Source organism: Streptomyces sp. NPDC048734 (assembly GCF_043198675.1).
Taxonomy (GTDB): Bacteria; Actinomycetota; Actinomycetes; order Streptomycetales; family Streptomycetaceae; genus Streptomyces.
Genome location: NZ_JBICUZ010000008.1, coordinates 189,127 through 203,921, shown reverse-complemented (window position 1 = coordinate 203,921; position 14,795 = coordinate 189,127). Strand labels below are relative to the sequence as shown.

14 protein-coding genes are annotated in these 14,795 nt (G+C 73.2%); 5 read left to right on the top strand and 9 right to left on the bottom strand.

What is annotated here, in order from left to right; translation table 11 throughout:
• The first annotated feature begins 21 nt into the window (after window positions 1-21).
• The 4 genes from ACGFQC_RS22355 (at window position 22) to ACGFQC_RS22340 (ending at window position 4,856) form a co-directional block, all read left to right on the top strand.
• On the top strand, window positions 22-783 hold the full coding sequence (locus ACGFQC_RS22355) for a DeoR/GlpR family DNA-binding transcription regulator (protein WP_363086645.1): 762 nt from the start codon (window positions 22-24) through the stop codon (window positions 781-783).
• On the top strand, window positions 780-1,727 hold the full coding sequence (gene pfkB, locus ACGFQC_RS22350; RefSeq protein ID WP_363086644.1) for a 1-phosphofructokinase: 948 nt from the start codon (window positions 780-782) through the stop codon (window positions 1,725-1,727). The genes ACGFQC_RS22355 and pfkB overlap by 4 nt, the downstream gene beginning before the upstream one ends.
• A 499-nt stretch (window positions 1,728-2,226) precedes the next feature.
• The gene (locus ACGFQC_RS22345) at window positions 2,227-4,365 is read left to right on the top strand and encodes a fructose-specific PTS transporter subunit EIIC (protein ID WP_363086643.1); all 2,139 of its coding nucleotides are present in this window, start codon (window positions 2,227-2,229) and stop codon (window positions 4,363-4,365) included.
• 107 nt (window positions 4,366-4,472) lie between these two features.
• Window positions 4,473-4,856, top strand: a complete 384-nt coding sequence (locus ACGFQC_RS22340) for a hypothetical protein (RefSeq protein ID WP_363086642.1) — start codon at window positions 4,473-4,475, stop codon at window positions 4,854-4,856.
• A gap of 59 nt (window positions 4,857-4,915) precedes the next feature.
• On the opposite strand, the gene ACGFQC_RS22335 is transcribed toward ACGFQC_RS22340, so the two are convergent.
• From ACGFQC_RS22335 to ACGFQC_RS22320, 4 genes are all read right to left on the bottom strand, one after another.
• Window positions 4,916-5,662, bottom strand: coding sequence for a DUF6227 family protein (locus ACGFQC_RS22335; RefSeq protein ID WP_363086641.1), 747 nt, complete (start codon window positions 5,660-5,662; stop codon window positions 4,916-4,918).
• 197 nt (window positions 5,663-5,859) lie between these two features.
• A complete protein-coding gene (locus tag ACGFQC_RS22330) occupies window positions 5,860-7,089 on the bottom strand; it encodes an Ig-like domain-containing protein (protein WP_363086640.1) in 1,230 nt (409 codons plus the stop codon).
• A gap of 165 nt (window positions 7,090-7,254) precedes the next feature.
• Window positions 7,255-8,313: a P1 family peptidase gene (locus ACGFQC_RS22325; RefSeq protein WP_363086639.1), complete on the bottom strand. Its 1,059-nt coding sequence runs from the start codon at window positions 8,311-8,313 to the stop codon at window positions 7,255-7,257.
• A gap of 108 nt (window positions 8,314-8,421) precedes the next feature.
• Window positions 8,422-9,621, bottom strand: a complete 1,200-nt coding sequence (locus ACGFQC_RS22320; RefSeq protein ID WP_363086638.1) for a low temperature requirement protein A — start codon at window positions 9,619-9,621, stop codon at window positions 8,422-8,424.
• A 355-nt stretch (window positions 9,622-9,976) separates the two neighbouring features.
• Between ACGFQC_RS22320 and ACGFQC_RS22315 the strand changes: the two genes are divergently transcribed.
• Window positions 9,977-10,159: a hypothetical protein gene (locus tag ACGFQC_RS22315; protein WP_363086637.1), complete on the top strand. Its 183-nt coding sequence runs from the start codon at window positions 9,977-9,979 to the stop codon at window positions 10,157-10,159.
• A gap of 46 nt (window positions 10,160-10,205) precedes the next feature.
• Here ACGFQC_RS22315 and mscL read toward each other — a convergent pair whose 3' ends face one another.
• From mscL to ACGFQC_RS22290, 5 genes are all read right to left on the bottom strand, one after another.
• Complete coding sequence (gene mscL / locus ACGFQC_RS22310) at window positions 10,206-10,682, bottom strand: large conductance mechanosensitive channel protein MscL (protein WP_363086636.1); 477 nt, start codon at window positions 10,680-10,682, stop codon at window positions 10,206-10,208.
• Between the two features lie 138 nt (window positions 10,683-10,820).
• Window positions 10,821-11,447: an RcpC/CpaB family pilus assembly protein gene (locus tag ACGFQC_RS22305; protein ID WP_363086635.1), complete on the bottom strand. Its 627-nt coding sequence runs from the start codon at window positions 11,445-11,447 to the stop codon at window positions 10,821-10,823.
• 285 nt (window positions 11,448-11,732) lie between these two features.
• A complete protein-coding gene (locus ACGFQC_RS22300) occupies window positions 11,733-12,566 on the bottom strand; it encodes an S-methyl-5'-thioadenosine phosphorylase (RefSeq protein WP_363086634.1) in 834 nt (277 codons plus the stop codon).
• Window positions 12,567-12,953: 387 nt separating this feature from the next.
• Entirely contained in the window at window positions 12,954-13,265 is a 312-nt protein-coding gene (locus ACGFQC_RS22295) for an FmdB family zinc ribbon protein (protein WP_363086633.1), read from the bottom strand.
• 67 nt (window positions 13,266-13,332) lie between these two features.
• Window positions 13,333-14,625 (bottom strand): MFS transporter, encoded by a 1,293-nt coding sequence (locus tag ACGFQC_RS22290; RefSeq protein WP_363086632.1) that lies wholly within the window; start codon window positions 14,623-14,625, stop codon window positions 13,333-13,335.
• Window positions 14,626-14,795: the final 170 nt, after the last annotated feature.

The window sequence follows — 14,795 nt, the reverse complement described above, 5'->3', positions numbered from 1 at the left end:
AGCGGTCGGAGGCGAACGGACATGTACGCACCGGAGCGGCAGCAGGAGATCCTGCGGCTCGCCCGTGACGGCGGCCGGGTGGACGTCCTGTCGCTGGCCGAGGAGTTCCAGGTCACGGCGGAGACCATCCGCCGCGATCTGAAGGCCCTCGACCGCGCCGGGCTCGTCCGCCGCGTGCACGGCGGTGCCATACCGGTCGGACGCCTCGACTTCGAGCCGGACCTCGCCGAACGCGAGTCCACCTCCGCCGACGAGAAGGACCGCATCGCCAAGGCCGCCCTGACCGAGCTCCCGGCCGAGGGCACGATGATCCTCGACGCCGGTACGACGGTCGCCCGCCTGGCCGCCGCCCTCCCGCTGGAGGCCTCCCTCACGGTGGTCACGCACTCCCTGCCGATCGCGGCCCGCCTCGCCGACCACCCCGGCATGCAGCTCCATCTGATCGGGGGGCGCGTACGGCACCGTACGCGCGCCGCCGTGGACGCCTGGGCGCTGCGCGCGTACGGCGAGATCCGCGCCGACGTCCTGTTCGTCGCTGCGAACGGGTTCTCCGCCGAGCACGGACTCACCACCCCCGACCTCGCCGAGGCGGCGGTGAAGCGGACGGCGATGGCCGCGGCCCGCCGGGTCGTGCTGCTCGCCGACTCCTCCAAGCACGGGCAGGAGCACTTCGCCCGCTTCGGCGGCCTGGGCGACGTGGACCTGCTGATCACCGACAGCGGGCTCAGCCCCGACGACGCGGCCGCCATCGAGCGCGGCGGCACGGAAGTAGTACGCGCATGATCCTCACCGTCACCCCGAACCCGTCCCTCGACCGCACCTACGAGGTCCCCTCCCTCGACCGCGGCGAGGTCATCCGCGCCACCGGTGAGCGCATGGATCCCGGCGGCAAGGGCGTGAACGTCTCCCGCGCCGTCGCCGCCGCCGGACGGCGCACGGTCGCCGTACTGCCCCTGGGCGGTGCGCCGGGCGCGCTCGTCGCCGACCTGCTCGACGCGCAGGGCATCGAGGTCGCGCCGGTCCCGGTCGCCGGGGCCACCCGCTCGAACATCGCCCTCGCGGAGTCCGACGGCGTGCTGACGAAGATCAACGCGCCGGGTCCGGAACTCTCCCCGGCGGAGCAGGAACTCCTTCTGGAGACCGTGCGCGGGCAGTCCCGCGACGCCGACTGGATCGCCTGCTGCGGCAGCCTGCCCCGCGGGCTCGCGCCCTCCTGGTACGCCGAGGTGGTCGCGCGGGCGCACGCCGGGGGCGCGCGGATCGCGCTGGACACCTCGGGGCGCGCGCTGCTGGAGGCGCTGCGCGAGCGGCCCGACGTGGTGAAGCCGAACGCCGAGGAGCTCGCCGAGGCCGTCGGACGCCCCCTGGCGACCGTGGGCGACGCGGTGAAGGCGGCGGAGGAACTGCGCGAGATGGGCGCGCACGCCGTGCTCGCGAGCCTGGGCGCCGACGGGCAACTGCTCGTGGAGGACACGGGCACCTGGTTCGCCACCGCGCGCGTCGACGCCGTCCGCAGCAACGTGGGGGCGGGGGACTCCTCCCTCGCCGGGTTCCTTATCGCCGGCGGCAGCGGCCCGCAGGCGCTCGCCTCCGCCGTCGCGCACGGCGCGGCCGCCGTCCAGCTGCCCGGCAGCGTGATGCCGACCCCGGCCGACCTGGACCCGGCGGCGGTGACGGTCACCTCGGACGTACCGGTGGACCGCGAACTGAAGGAGCCCGTGTCATGACCCCCGACCCGGCGCCCGGCACGGGCTTTTGTCCGGCCCCCGTCGTGGCTCTTCGAGCGAGGCCCGCCACGGCCGTCCACTCCGCGCCCGCCACGGCCGTCCACTCCGCGCCCGCCACGGCCGTCCAACCGGGGCCGTGCCAGGCGGCCACGCCACCGGTCCCGTCCGCACCGGCGGCCCGTACGGAGTTCCGCACCGGGACCCGTACGGGGGCGAGGGCCGGGGCCCGGACGAAGGCCCCGACACCGGCGCCCGCACCGGCTCGAACAGCGGTAGGGGTGCGGCGGGGTTCCCCCTTACTCGCCGCCCAGCACGGGCGGCGGGGCGTCCCGAGCCGCCCCGCCGACCCGGGCGCGCAGGACCCTGACCGGCCTGCCGCCCAGCGGAAGCGGGGCTTCCCCGGCCCCGTCTCCGTACGCCTCACCTCCCCCCACCGCACCCCCGTCCCCTTTTGCGCCCAGCACACCCCCCGGGCGATACGCGAGCGAAGGAGCCCGCGATGAGCGAGATGATCACCGCGGAACTGGTCGACCTCGACCTGTCCGCCGACACCAAGGAAGCAGCGGCGCGGTCCCTCGCCGAGCGCATGGTGGCCCAGGGCCGGGTGACCGACCTGGAGGGCTTCCTCGCCGACGTCGCCGCCCGTGAGGCCCAGATGCCCACCGGCCTCGACGGCGGCATCGGCATCCCGCACTGCCGCAGCGCCCACGTCACCGAGCCGACGCTCGCCTTCGGGCGCAGCGCCGCCGGCATCGACTTCGGCGCCCCGGACGGCCCGGCCGACCTGATCTTCCTGATCGCCGCTCCCGCGGGAGCCGACGACGCCCACCTGACGATCCTGTCGTCACTGGCCCGTCAGCTGATGAACGCCGACTTCACCTCCGCGCTGCGGTCGGTGCGGGCCGCGGCGGCCGCGGCGGCACTCATCCGGGGGGAGGAGCCGGGCCGGGCAGCCGCGGAGGGCGCGAGCGCCCCCAAGGACACCGCTGTGGCGTCGGCGGCGGCCTCCGCCGACGCCACAGCGGCTGACACGGCACCCACCGGCACCCCGTCCGCCCCGGCTCCGGCTCCGGCCCCGTCCGCCCCGGCTCCGGCCCCGTCCGCCCCGGCCCCCGCCGCGTCCGCACCGGACGCCGCCCCCTTCCGCATCGTCGCGGTCACCTCCTGCCCGACCGGTATCGCCCACACCTACATGGCGGCCGAGTCCCTGGAGAACGCCGGACGTGCGGCGGGCGTCGAACTGGTCGTCGAGACGCAGGGATCGGCCGGTTTCACCCGCCTCGACCCGGCCGTCATCGCCGCCGCGGACGGCGTGATCTTCGCCCACGACGTCCCCGTGCGCGACAAGGACCGCTTCGCGGGCAAGCCCACCGTGGACGTCGGCGTGAAGGCGGGCATCAACCGGCCCGCCGAGCTGATCACCGAGGTGCGGGGCAAGGCGGAGCGCGGCGAGGTCACCTCCGGGTCCGCCCCCGGCACACCGGTCGAACGCGCCGGTGACTCCACCGAGGGCTACGGCACCAAGCTCCGCAAGTGGCTGATGTCCGGCGTGAGTTACATGGTCCCGTTCGTTGCCGCGGGCGGTCTCCTGATCGCCCTCGGCTTCGCGATCGGCGGCTACGAGATCAACAAGGCGCCGTCGGTCATGGAGCACTTCGTCTGGACCCAGGCGGACAGCTGGGGCGCCCTGCTCTTCCAGATCGGCGCCGTCGCCTTCGGCTTCCTCGTCCCGGTCCTGGCCGGTTACATCGCCTACGGCATGGCGGACCGGCCCGGTCTGGTGCCGGGCTTCGTCGGCGGCGCGATCTCGCTGACCGTCAACGCGGGCTTCCTCGGCGGTCTGGCGGCCGGCCTGATCGCCGGTGGCGTGGTGATGGCGATCCAGAAGGTCCGGATCCCGGCGGCGCTGCGCGGCATCATGCCGGTGGTGGTGATCCCGCTGATCTCCTCGGCGGTCGTCGGGTTCCTGATGTTCGTGGTCATCGGCAAGCCCATCGCCGAGGCCCAGAAGGGCATGACCGACTGGCTGAACGGTCTCACCGGCACCAACGCCGTCCTCCTCGGCGCCCTGCTCGGCCTGATGATGTGCTTCGACCTCGGCGGTCCGGTCAACAAGGTCGCCTACGCCTTCGCCACCGCCGGCATCGCCGTCGCCGACCCGAGCGACTCCGCGATGAAGGTCATGGCCGCGGTCATGGCGGCCGGCATGGTCCCGCCGCTGGCGATGGCCCTGGCCACGACCGTCCGGGGCAAGCTGTTCACCCGGACGGAACGCGAGAACGGCAAGGCCGCCTGGGTCCTGGGCGCCTCCTTCATCTCCGAGGGCGCGATCCCGTTCGCCGCGGCCGACCCGCTGCGCGTGATCCCCGCCTCGATGGTGGGCGGCGCGATCACCGGCGCCCTGTCGATGGCGTTCGGCGCGACCCTGCGCGCCCCGCACGGCGGCATCTTCGTGGTCCCGCTGATCGGCAACCCGTTCCTCTACCTGGTCGCCATCGCGGCCGGGGTGTGCGTCACGGCGGCCCTGGTCGTCGTCCTCAAGGGCCTGCGCAAGCCGGTCACCGGGGCCGCCGCCCCCGGCACGGAGAACGGCGCGGCCGCCACGGCGGCGGGGCGGAAGCAGCCGGTGGCGGCGTAACCCCGCACCGCAGGGGGCCTTCGGGCGACCTGCACCCACCTGCGAGATACGTCACGGTCCGGGACGAAAGTCCCGGACCGTGACGTGCGCGGTGTCTACTGGTCGGTATGCCTGAGTTCCTCTCGATCCCCCACCCGACGGGCGCGGCGGCCGTCGCCCTCGCCGTGGCGGGAGTCGCCTGGCTGGTCGCGGTGACCGTCCTGCTGCGCCGCGGTCGTCCGGGCGAGGGCGCCTGGGGCTTCCGCGCCGGCGCACGGCGCACGCGGCGCCCGGCCCTGGGCGCGACGCGCCCCGGTTCCGACGCGATACGCCCGGACAGGGGCCTGCGCCGTCCGGACCCCGCCGGTCCGCCCCGCTCGTCGGACCAGCGGACCCTCCCCGCCGTCCCGCCCCAGGGGCAGGCCGGACCGCACCGGGAGGCCGTCGAACTGACCCCGGCGGAGCGGGCCGCCTTCGAAGGCCTGGTCCGCCGGCTCAGCGGCGACCGCTGAGGGGAAGCCCGGCCCGGTGCTCCGGGCGGGGCGCCGCGGGCCGGTGGGGCCGGCCCGGCTCAGGAGACCTGTGCCGCCCGCCGCTCCATCGCCTCGCGGGCCGCTTCCTCGGTGGGATACACCTCGCACATGTGCCGCCCGTCGGGTGTGGCCGTGTGCTCGACCTCCCAGAGGGAGACCTCCCGGCCGTCACGGAGCAGGAACGCGTGCTCGTACAGCGCGAAACCGAGGCCGATGCGCCCCGCACGGCAGGGCCGGCCGAACGCCTGGGTGATCTGGTGTGCGAAGGCCGACCGCAGCAGCGCGGCCGTGTCGGCGCCCGGCCGGTCCGCGTTCTCCGCGCGGCGCAGCAGCCGGCGCGCGTGATCGGCCGAGTCGTCCGGCACGTACACGTGCCGGGGGGCGGGGACCGGCGCCAGCTGGACCAGTACCGGCAGTTCGAAGTCCGGCGCGTCCGCCGGGAGCGGCAGCCGGGTCGTGGCGGCCCGCAGCTCCTCCTCGTCGACGTACACCTCGTGCTGCGGTTCGCTGCCGGGGGTGGGGTTGTGCACCAGCTCCCACAGGGTGAGCGCGGAGCCGTCCGACAGCAGCCAGGTGTGCCGGTACGTCTCCCGGTGCAGACCCGCACTGTGGTGCGCGGAGTGCAACGAGCTGTCGTGCGCCAGGGCGCAGTCCAGCCGTCTGACGCACTCGTCGGGCAGTTCGAACGAGTTCAGGGCGCGACCGAGGAGCCGCGCGAGGTGCTCCTCCGGAGTCTCGGGCGACTCGGCTGCTTCGTGCGCTGCCGTCTCGTACGGAACGCTCAAGGTTTCTCCCGGCGTTGCTGCATGTCACCTTGTGGGTGCATACCGTAGCCCCTCGGTCGGACATCATGTCCGGGAACCGAGAAAACGTACGCCGGGAAAACGCGAAAGCCGCGCGAGAAGTTCCCGCGCGGCCCGATTTTCCGTCAGGAACCGCCGGTCGGGGGCCCCTTCCGCCGGAACGGAGGGCTCCCGGACCGTCAGGCCGTGCTCCCCGCGCTTCCCGCGATCCACTCGCTCCACGCCAGGTTCCACCCGTTGAGGCCGTTGTCCGGGGCGACCGTCTTGTCGGGGGAGTTCTTGACGATCACCACGTCGCCGACGAGGGAGTTGTCGTAGAGCCACTTGGCGGGGGTGTCGCCCTGCGCGCCCCGCACGTCCGCGAGCCCGACGCAGCCGTGGCTGGTGCCTTCCCGACCGAAGGGCGGATTGCCCTTGTCGTACCAGTAGTTGCCGTGGATGAAGGTGCCGGACTGTGTCAGACGCATCGCGTGCGGCACGTCCGGGATGTCGTACTCGCCGCCCAGGCCGACCGTCCGGCTGTTCATCCGCGTCTGCGTGAACTTCTCCGTGATCACCATCTGGCCGTTGTACGTCGTGTGCTCGGCGCTGCCCGAGGAGATCGGGACCGTCTTCAGCGTCGTCCCGTCCCGCACCACCGACATGGTCTGGGCGCCGACGTCGACCGTGGAGACCTGCGAGCGCCCGATGGTGAAGGTGACCGTCTTCTTCTGCACGCCGTGGACGCCGTCGGCGCCCCGCACGCCGTCCAGGTCGATCTTCATCGTGACCTTGGAGCCGGCCTTCCAGTACTCCTCCGGCCGGAAGTCGAGCCGCTGCGACCCGAACCAGTGCCCGACCACCTTCTGGCCGCTGCTCGACGAGACCGTGATGTGCGACTGCACGGCCTTCTTGTCGTCGATGGCCTTGTCGAAGGTGAAGGACACCGGCATCCCGACACCCACCGTCGTGCCGTCGTCCGGCGTGTACGTCCCGATGAAGCTGTTGGCCGGGGACACCGTGGTGAAGACCGAGTCGGCCGCCACCGTCCGGCCGTTCGCGCCCTTCGCGGTCGCCGATATCTCGTACTTCGTGCCGCGCTCCAACTGCTCCTTCGGCTTCCAGCTGCTGCCGTCCGCAGCCAGTGAGCCCGCCACGACCTGCTGCGTCCCGGCCACCGTCATCCTCACGGTGGTCAGCCGGCCGTCGCTCACCTTCACGCCGGTGCGGTTGATCGACGCCCCCGTCGAACCGTCCTCGGCCGAGATGGTGATCTTCGCGGTGGCCGTCCCGGAAGAGCCCTTGCCTCCCTTGCCGTTGTCGTCCTCGGCGTTGGCGCTGCCGCCGCAGGCGGTCAGGGTGAGGGCGCCGACCACCAGGGCGGCACAGGCCCCCAGTGCGCGCCGCGCTGTTTTGTTCGGCGTTGTCACGGTCTGCTCCAGCTTCGTGTGAGGTGCGTGGTCCGCTCCAGTACGCCGGTGAAGAGGACCACCGCGGCCGCCGGGGTTCCCGTCGTCCGCCCCTGAGCCCATCGCGTGACAGAACCGGGACAATGACCCACGCGTCGTGACGACTCCGGGCTCCTTCCGCCGGTCCTACCGTTTTCCGTACAGCTCCCCGTACGACGGCCACGTCCCGCCGGCCGCCGTCACCGACTCCGCGGCCCGTACGGCACGCACGATCGCCCGCGTCACCATGTCCGCGCCCGCCGCGAGGACGTCGTTCAGGGCGAGCGGATGCGTGGTGCCGAGAAGGCCGGCGCCCAGCGGACGCGTGCCGGTCGCCAGTGCGAAGACCGTGTCCCCGTCGTGCAGCAGATGCACCGGCCGGGCGGCGCGGGCGATGCCGTCGTGCGCCGTGCCCGCCAGCTTCTGCGCCTGCGCCTTCGTGAGGTCCGCGTCGGTCGCGACCACCGCGAGGGTCGTGTTCAGGGGCGGGGGCGCGCTCGTCGCGGCGCTCTCCGCCAGGCGCCGACGCGCGGACTCGTGCACCCGCGTCTCCGGATACCGCACCCGCCCCTGGAACAACTCCCCGTACAGCACGCCCGTTTCCGGGGCCATGACCGAGCCCGCCGCGTTGGCGACCACCAACGCGGCCACCGTGATGCCCGAGTCGAGCACGACGGCGGCGGTGCCGACGCCGCCCTTCATCGGTCCGACCGCGGCGCCCGTCCCCGCGCCCACACAGCCCTCCGGCACCCGGGCACCGGGCCCGCTCGCCGCGGCGGCCTCCACCGCGGCGCGGCCCAGCGCGGCGTCCGGCCGGGCCCGGAAGTCGCCGCCGCGCCCCAGGTCGAAGACGCACGCGGCGGGCACCACCGGCACGACGTGCGCCGGGTCCGTGCCGACCGGCACCCCGCGGCCCCGCTCCTCCAGCCAGGCCATCACCCCGGACGCCGCGTCGAGTCCGTAGGCGCTCCCGCCGGTCAGCACGATCGCGTCCACACGCTGTACCACATTGCGCGGATCCAGGGCGTCGGTCTCCTTGGTGCCGGGACCACCACCGCGCACATCCACGGCGGCCACGGCCCCGCCCTCCGGCGCGAGGACGACCGTGGTGCCGGTCAGCCAGCCGTCACCGGCACGACCGGCATGCCCCACGTGGATCCCCGCGACATCGGTCAGGCCACCGACTGTCAGAGCGTCAACTGTCATACGGCCCAGTCTCCCGCGCCGCCGTCCCGCGCCGCCGCGCCGCCGCGTCCCGTTCCGCACGGCGGCCGTGAGGGGGACGCCGTCACCGCCAACGTCACACGGCTCCCCTCACACCACCTCCCCGGCGCTCCGCGGTACGCCCTCGCGCACGGTCGTGCGGGCCGTCAGCGCCGCCCCGGTGACCACCGACAGCGCGCACACCAGGCCCGCCGCGAGGACCGCCCAGTCACCGAGGAAGGTGCAGCAGATCACCAGCAGCGCGGCGCCCGGCAGCACCATCTGCTGGGCGAGGCCCACCTTGAAGTGGCGTGAGTGCAGCGCCCAGACGGTCAGCAGGTACAGCGCCGTCGGCAGGGTCACCGCCGCCGACGCGGCGAGCGTCGACAGATGCGCCTCGCCGACCGCCTGCTCGACCGCCACCTCCAAACCGGCACCGATCGCGGCGGCCGAGGCGAAGACGACGTAGTGGCCGTAACCCCACCGGAAGGCCTCCTTGCTGGAGCGCAGCCGACCGTGGACGGGCACCGTGAAGTAGATCCACCAGGCGGAGAAGATGACGAGCAGGCCGCCCGCGGCGATCGGGAGCAGTTCGTCGAGTGCGTCGTTCTCGTCGATGCCGACCTTCACGGCGATCGTGGCCGCGGCGATCGTCTCGCCGAGCACGATGATCGTGAACAGCCCGTAGCGCTCGGCGATGTGGTGCGGGTGCCAGGAGGTCGGGTGGTCCTTCTCCGCGTAGACCGGAACGCTCATCTCCAGCAGCGCCATCACCAGGAACAGCCACGGTCTGCCGCCCTCGGGCAGGAGCAGCAACCCCAGCCAGCCGACCTGGCAGAGCGCCACGCCGACGGCGTACCGCAGGGCCATCGCTCTCTCCGGGCCCTCGCTCGACAGGGCGACGCGCAGCCACTGGGCGGTCAGGGCGAGCCGCATGACCAGGTAGCCCACCACGACGGCCAGCCAGTCGTGCTCCTCGAACGCCCGCGACACCCCGGCGGCCAGGACCAGGACACCGGCGATCTGTATGAGGGTGACGACCCGGTACAGGACGTCGTCGTTGTCGTAGGCCGAGGCGAACCAGGTGAAGTTCATCCACGCCCACCAGATGGCGAAGAAGACCATCGCGTAGTTGAGGACGCCCTCGCCCGCGTGGGACTCCGCGACGGCGTGCACCAGCTGGATGCCCGCCTGGGCGATGGCCACGACGAAACAGAGGTCGAAGAACAGCTCGAGCGGGGAGGCGACGCGGTGGGCCTCGCCCCGTCCGCGAGCGGTGAGCCTGCGCAGCGGCTTGGCATGAGCCGGCACGCCGGGGGAGGAAGGGGGCGAAGGGGAGGAGGGGGACGCTGGAGAGGACGACGAGGACGACGAGGACGGCGAGGACGGCGAGGACGGCGAGGACGGCGAGGACGGCGAAGGGAGGGGACTGGACGTCATGGACCCCAGCACAGCAGATGAACCAGGGAAAATCTTGCCGAGGAGCGCACGATCGGGAGCCCGGGTCAGCCGCGCGTGAAGAGGCGGATCAGAAGGGTTCCGCAGGGTCCGAGAGGTGGGGACCCTGGTGCGGCCCGAGACCAATCCCGGCCCCCGTCCCGGCCCCCGTCCCGGTCCTCGTTCCGGCCCCCGTCCCGGCCCGCGCCCGGGACCGTACCCTGGAGGCATGAGCACCCCCGCCGCCCCCGAGCCGCGCGAGCCCAAGGCCGCGCTGGTCTTCGACGACCCACTGGACCGGCAGTCCTCGGACGACACGGACCACGGCTGGGGCGAGCGGTCCGGATCCGGCTCGGACAGCGCGGCCGACCTCAAGCGCTTCCTCGACGAGAAGCCGCCCCACCACATCTGAACCCGGCAGGCCCGGACCGCCGCCCGCAGCTCCCCGCACAGGACCGCTACGGCTGCCGCTGCCCCTCGCCGTGCCCGGAGCCGCGCTGGGCGACCAGGGCGTCGCGAATCTCCTTGAGCACCTCCAGCTCGGTGACCTCCATGACCTCGCGCGTGCTCTCCTTGGCCTTCCGGCGGGCTTCCATCCTCGCCAGGTACTTCGACATCGGCAGGACCATCAGGAAGTAGACGACGGCCGCCGTGATCACGAAGGTCAGCGTCGCGCCGAGCACGGAGCCCCAGAGGATCCGGACACCCGTCGCGGTGTCGCCGGTGCCGGTGCAGGGGCCCTTGAGGCAGGAGCTGTAACTGTCCAGGTTCTTGGTCCCGACGGCCCCGACCAGCGGGTTGACAACCCCCTTCACCACCGAGTTGACGATGTTCGTGAAGGCCGCGCCGATCACTACCGCGACTGCCAGATCGACGACGTTCCCGCGCATCAGGAAGGCTTTGAAGCCTTGCAAGACGCTCGTCTTCTCGCTCACCTAGGTGACACTCCTCACATGTACAGGTTGTAGAACAAACAGCTCCGCAACCTACGTCACCCAGATGCGGGCGTGTCCAATTCGGCAACCCCGAGGAGGGGCTCGACGGCAAAGCCCTCCAGGGACGGACGGTGAGACTCACCACAGGGTCACCGCCAGCCGGGCCGTGACACTCGCGCCCGCGAGGCGGGCCGCAGTGGACCGGGCCACGGACAGCACGACCAGCGCGCCGTCGTCACCGGCCCCCTCGACGCCCAGGTCGGTACCCCAGTCAGCGCCGTCGTGACCGGCTCCGTCCGAGCCGGCCGACGGCTCCGGCACCCTCGTCACGAGCGCACCGCGCACGACCACCCGGGCCTCGCCGTCCCGCACGCCGGGCCGCTCGGCAGGGTCGACGGCGATGACGTCCACCCGGTCACCGGGGCGCAGCAGCCGGACGGTTGCCGCGTCGGCGATCCGCACCGGCGCCCGCACCCTTCCGGCGGTGCGACGGCCCTCGGAGGGGGCGCGCGCCGACGACTGCGCGCGGACGTGAGAGCCCCCGCCCGCACAGGAGGCTCCGCCCGGGTGTCCGCGAGCCGTCTCGCCGTCGCGAGGGCCCGCCGCCACGAGCGCGGCGGTCGTGACGGCGAGGCCGACCGCGAGAGCCCGCCTCCGGGTCCGTACCAGCAGGCGCAGTCGGTGCAGCCCGCCCCGCACACGCACCGGAGCGAACTGCGGTACCTCGCACGAGGGCGGCACGGGCAGAGACGGAGACGGAGGCACACCGGGAGAAGGAGGGGCAGGAAGAGAAGCAGAGACAGAGGAAGGGGAAGGCACACGAAAAGACAACGGGATCACCACCAGTGACGACGGACGAGCCTGCCCGTCCACGATGGGTCCTGCCGTCGCCGCCCGCCCGAGCCGGTGGATCACCGCCCGACTGTGGACAACTTCCTCACCCGAACGATGAGTTCCGCCCAGCGTTCAGGCCCCCAGGCCCTCGGCGCCCAGGCCCCCAGGTTCCCGGCGCCCAGGGGATCCCCCGGTCGTCGAGGGATATCCCGCCCGCTACGGCAGCTCGAACCCCGGGTTCAGCCCGCCCAGCGCGTTCACGCACAGACAGTTCCGTTCCTCGGCGGAGGGCAGCGCGGCCACCGCGTCGAACAGGACGCCCCGCAGCCGGTCCACGTTGGCGGCGAACACCTGCAGCACATCCTCGTGGGAGACGCCCTCACCCGTCTCGGCCCCCGCGTCCAGGTCCGTGACCAGTGTCAACGACGTGTAGCAGAGCTCCAGTTCACGGGCGAGAGCTGCCTCGGGGTGGCCCGTCATGCCCACCACCGACCAGCCCTGCGCCTGGTGCCACAACGATTCTGCGCGGGTGGAGAAGCGGGGTCCCTCGATCACGACGAGCGTTCCGCCGTCCACCGGCTCCCACTCCCGCCCGCGCGCCGCCTTCAGCGCGGCCGAGCGGCCGGTGGGGCAGTAGGGGTCGGCCAGGGACACGTGCACCACGTTGGGCACCGAGCCGTCGGGCAGCGGCAGTCCGTCGAAGTACGTGCCCGGCCTCGACTTCGTCCGGTCGACCAGCTGATCCGGCACCAGCAGTGTCCCGGGGCCGTACTCGCTGCGCAGACCGCCCACCGCGCACGGGCCGAGGACCTGGCGCACGCCGACCGAGCGCAGCGCCCACAGGTTGGCCCGGTAGTTGATCCGGTGGGGCGGGAGATGGTGACCGCGGCCGTGCCGGGGCAGGAAGGCGACCCTCCGGCCGGCGATGTCACCGAGGAAGAGGGAGTCGCTGGGCGGCCCGTAGGGGGTGTCCACCTGGATCTCGGTCACGTCGTCCAGGAACGAGTAGAAGCCCGAGCCGCCGATTACACCGATCTCTGCGTTCGCCATGACCAGCACAGTAGCGGGCGCCGCTGCCGCCCCGGATCCGCCTCCGGAATCCCGGCGGCTCCCCGCGCCATCGGCCACCCGGACCCACCGGGCTGACTCCCCGGGCCGGGCCCGCCGACCGGCTCCCTCGACCGGCTCCCCCGACCCGCTGACCGGCTTCCCCGACCCGCCGACCCGCTGACCCGCTGACCGGCTCCCCCGACCCGCCGACCCGCCGACCGGCCACCCCGGCCTCACCGACCGGCCACCCCGGCCTCACCGACCGGCTCCCCGGGCCCGCCGACCGGCTCCCCCGAGCAGTCGGCCGAATCCCCGAGCAGCCGGCCGGTGGCGAGGGAACACCGAGGACCCCGCCGTCGTACGACGGCGGGGTCCCGGAAGGGAGTCCTACGCGGCGGAGGTGCCCGCCGAGGTGCCGGAGCCGGCCGGCTTCGAGTCCGAGGAGGACGACGAAGCGGTCGAGGACGCCGAGGACGCCGACGACTTGGACGTCGAGGACGCCGGCGAGCTGCTCGACGAGGAGCCGCGGCTGTCGTTCCGGTAGAAGCCGGAGCCCTTGAAGACGATGCCGACGGCGGAGAACACCTTCTTGAGGCGGCCAGCGCAGTTGGGGCACTCGGTCAGGGCGTCGTCGGTGAACTTCTGCACCGCCTCGAGGCCCTCGCCACACTCGGTGCACTGGTACTGGTAGGTCGGCACTGTCTTCCTCCTGGCACTCTCACTCAATGAGTGCTAACGACGGTCCATACTGACGCATTCCCCGGGTTCAGTCCACTGTGACCGGCGAGCGGTGACCGACGCCACGTGCGACGGTGCGTGCCCGCGGGCGTGCCACCAGCCGCGAACGCAGTGCCAGCAGGGTCCCCAGGGCCAGGACCGTACCGGCCAGCGGCACCAGGAAACCCGCGCCGCCCCAGAAGCGGTCCTCCAGCTGGCCGGCGGCGGTGACCGCCGCCGCCTGACCGAGCGCCACCGCGCCGGTGAGCCAGGTGAACGCCTCGGTGCGCGCGCCCGCCGGGACCAGGCTCTCGACCAGCGTGTAGCCGGTGACCAGCGCGGGTGCGATGCACATGCCGACGAGGAGGCCGAGGCCGGCCAGCAGCGGCACGGAGTGCGCCGCCCACAGGCCGGAGGCCGTCAGGGTCAGCGCCGCGTATCCGGCGACCAGGCGGTGCTGAGGGGCCGCCTTCCAGGCGACGGCGCCGCAGACCAGGCCGGAGATCATGTTGCCGGCGGCGAAGGTGCCGTACAGGACGCCGTTCAGGCCGGGCTCGCCGATCGACTCGGTGAACGCGGCCAGCGAGACCTGCATGCCGCCGAAGACCGAACCGATGCCGAGGAAGGCCACGATCAGCACGCGCACCCCGGGGATCCGCAGGGCGGAGGCGTGCTCCACGCGCGCGTGCCCGTCGACGGCGACCGGCGGCTGGGTGCCCTTCCGCGCGGCGAACAGCAGACCGCCGAGCAGGGTCAGCGAGGCCTCCGTCACCAGTCCGGCGGCCGGGTTCACGGCGGTGCACAGGGCGGTCGCGAGGAGCGGGCCGACCACGAAGGTGAGTTCGTCCGTGACGGACTCGAAGGCGGCCGCCGTGGTCATCAGGGGCGAGCCCTTCAGCTTCACGCCCCAGCGGGCCCGCACCATCGGGCCGACCTGCGGGACCGAGGCGCCGGTGGGCACGGCCGCCGCGAACAGTGCCCACAGCGGGGCGTGGGCCAGCGCCAGCGCCGTCAGGGCCAGCCCCGAGGCCGCGTGCACCAGGACGCCGGGGACCAGTACGGCGCGCTGGCCGTAACGGTCGGCGAGACGGCCGGTGTACGGGGCGAACAGCGCCATGGAGACGCCGGTGACGGCCGCGGCGGCGCCCGCCACGCCGTAGGAGCCGGTGGTGTGCTGCACGAGCAGCACGATGGAGATGGTGAGCATCGCGAACGGCTGCCGCGCGGCGAAGCCGGGCAGCAGGAACGTCCAGGCGCCGCGGGTGCGCAGCAGTTGCCCGTACCCCGGGCGGGGTGAGGCCGACGAGTCCTTCGACGGCTCGGAGGTGACCGTGGATGCCACGGCCCGTGCCTTTCTGCCGCCTGGTAGCGCGACCCCTCGTGTGTCCGGGCGGCGCCGAGAGCTGTCCTCTTGCGCGCACTGCGGTAGATACCGGTGCCCACTCGGGAGGTGTTCCGGCCGCCATACGGTCGCGCCAGCTCTGCGTCAGGCAGAGTTGGTTCGATCAAGGT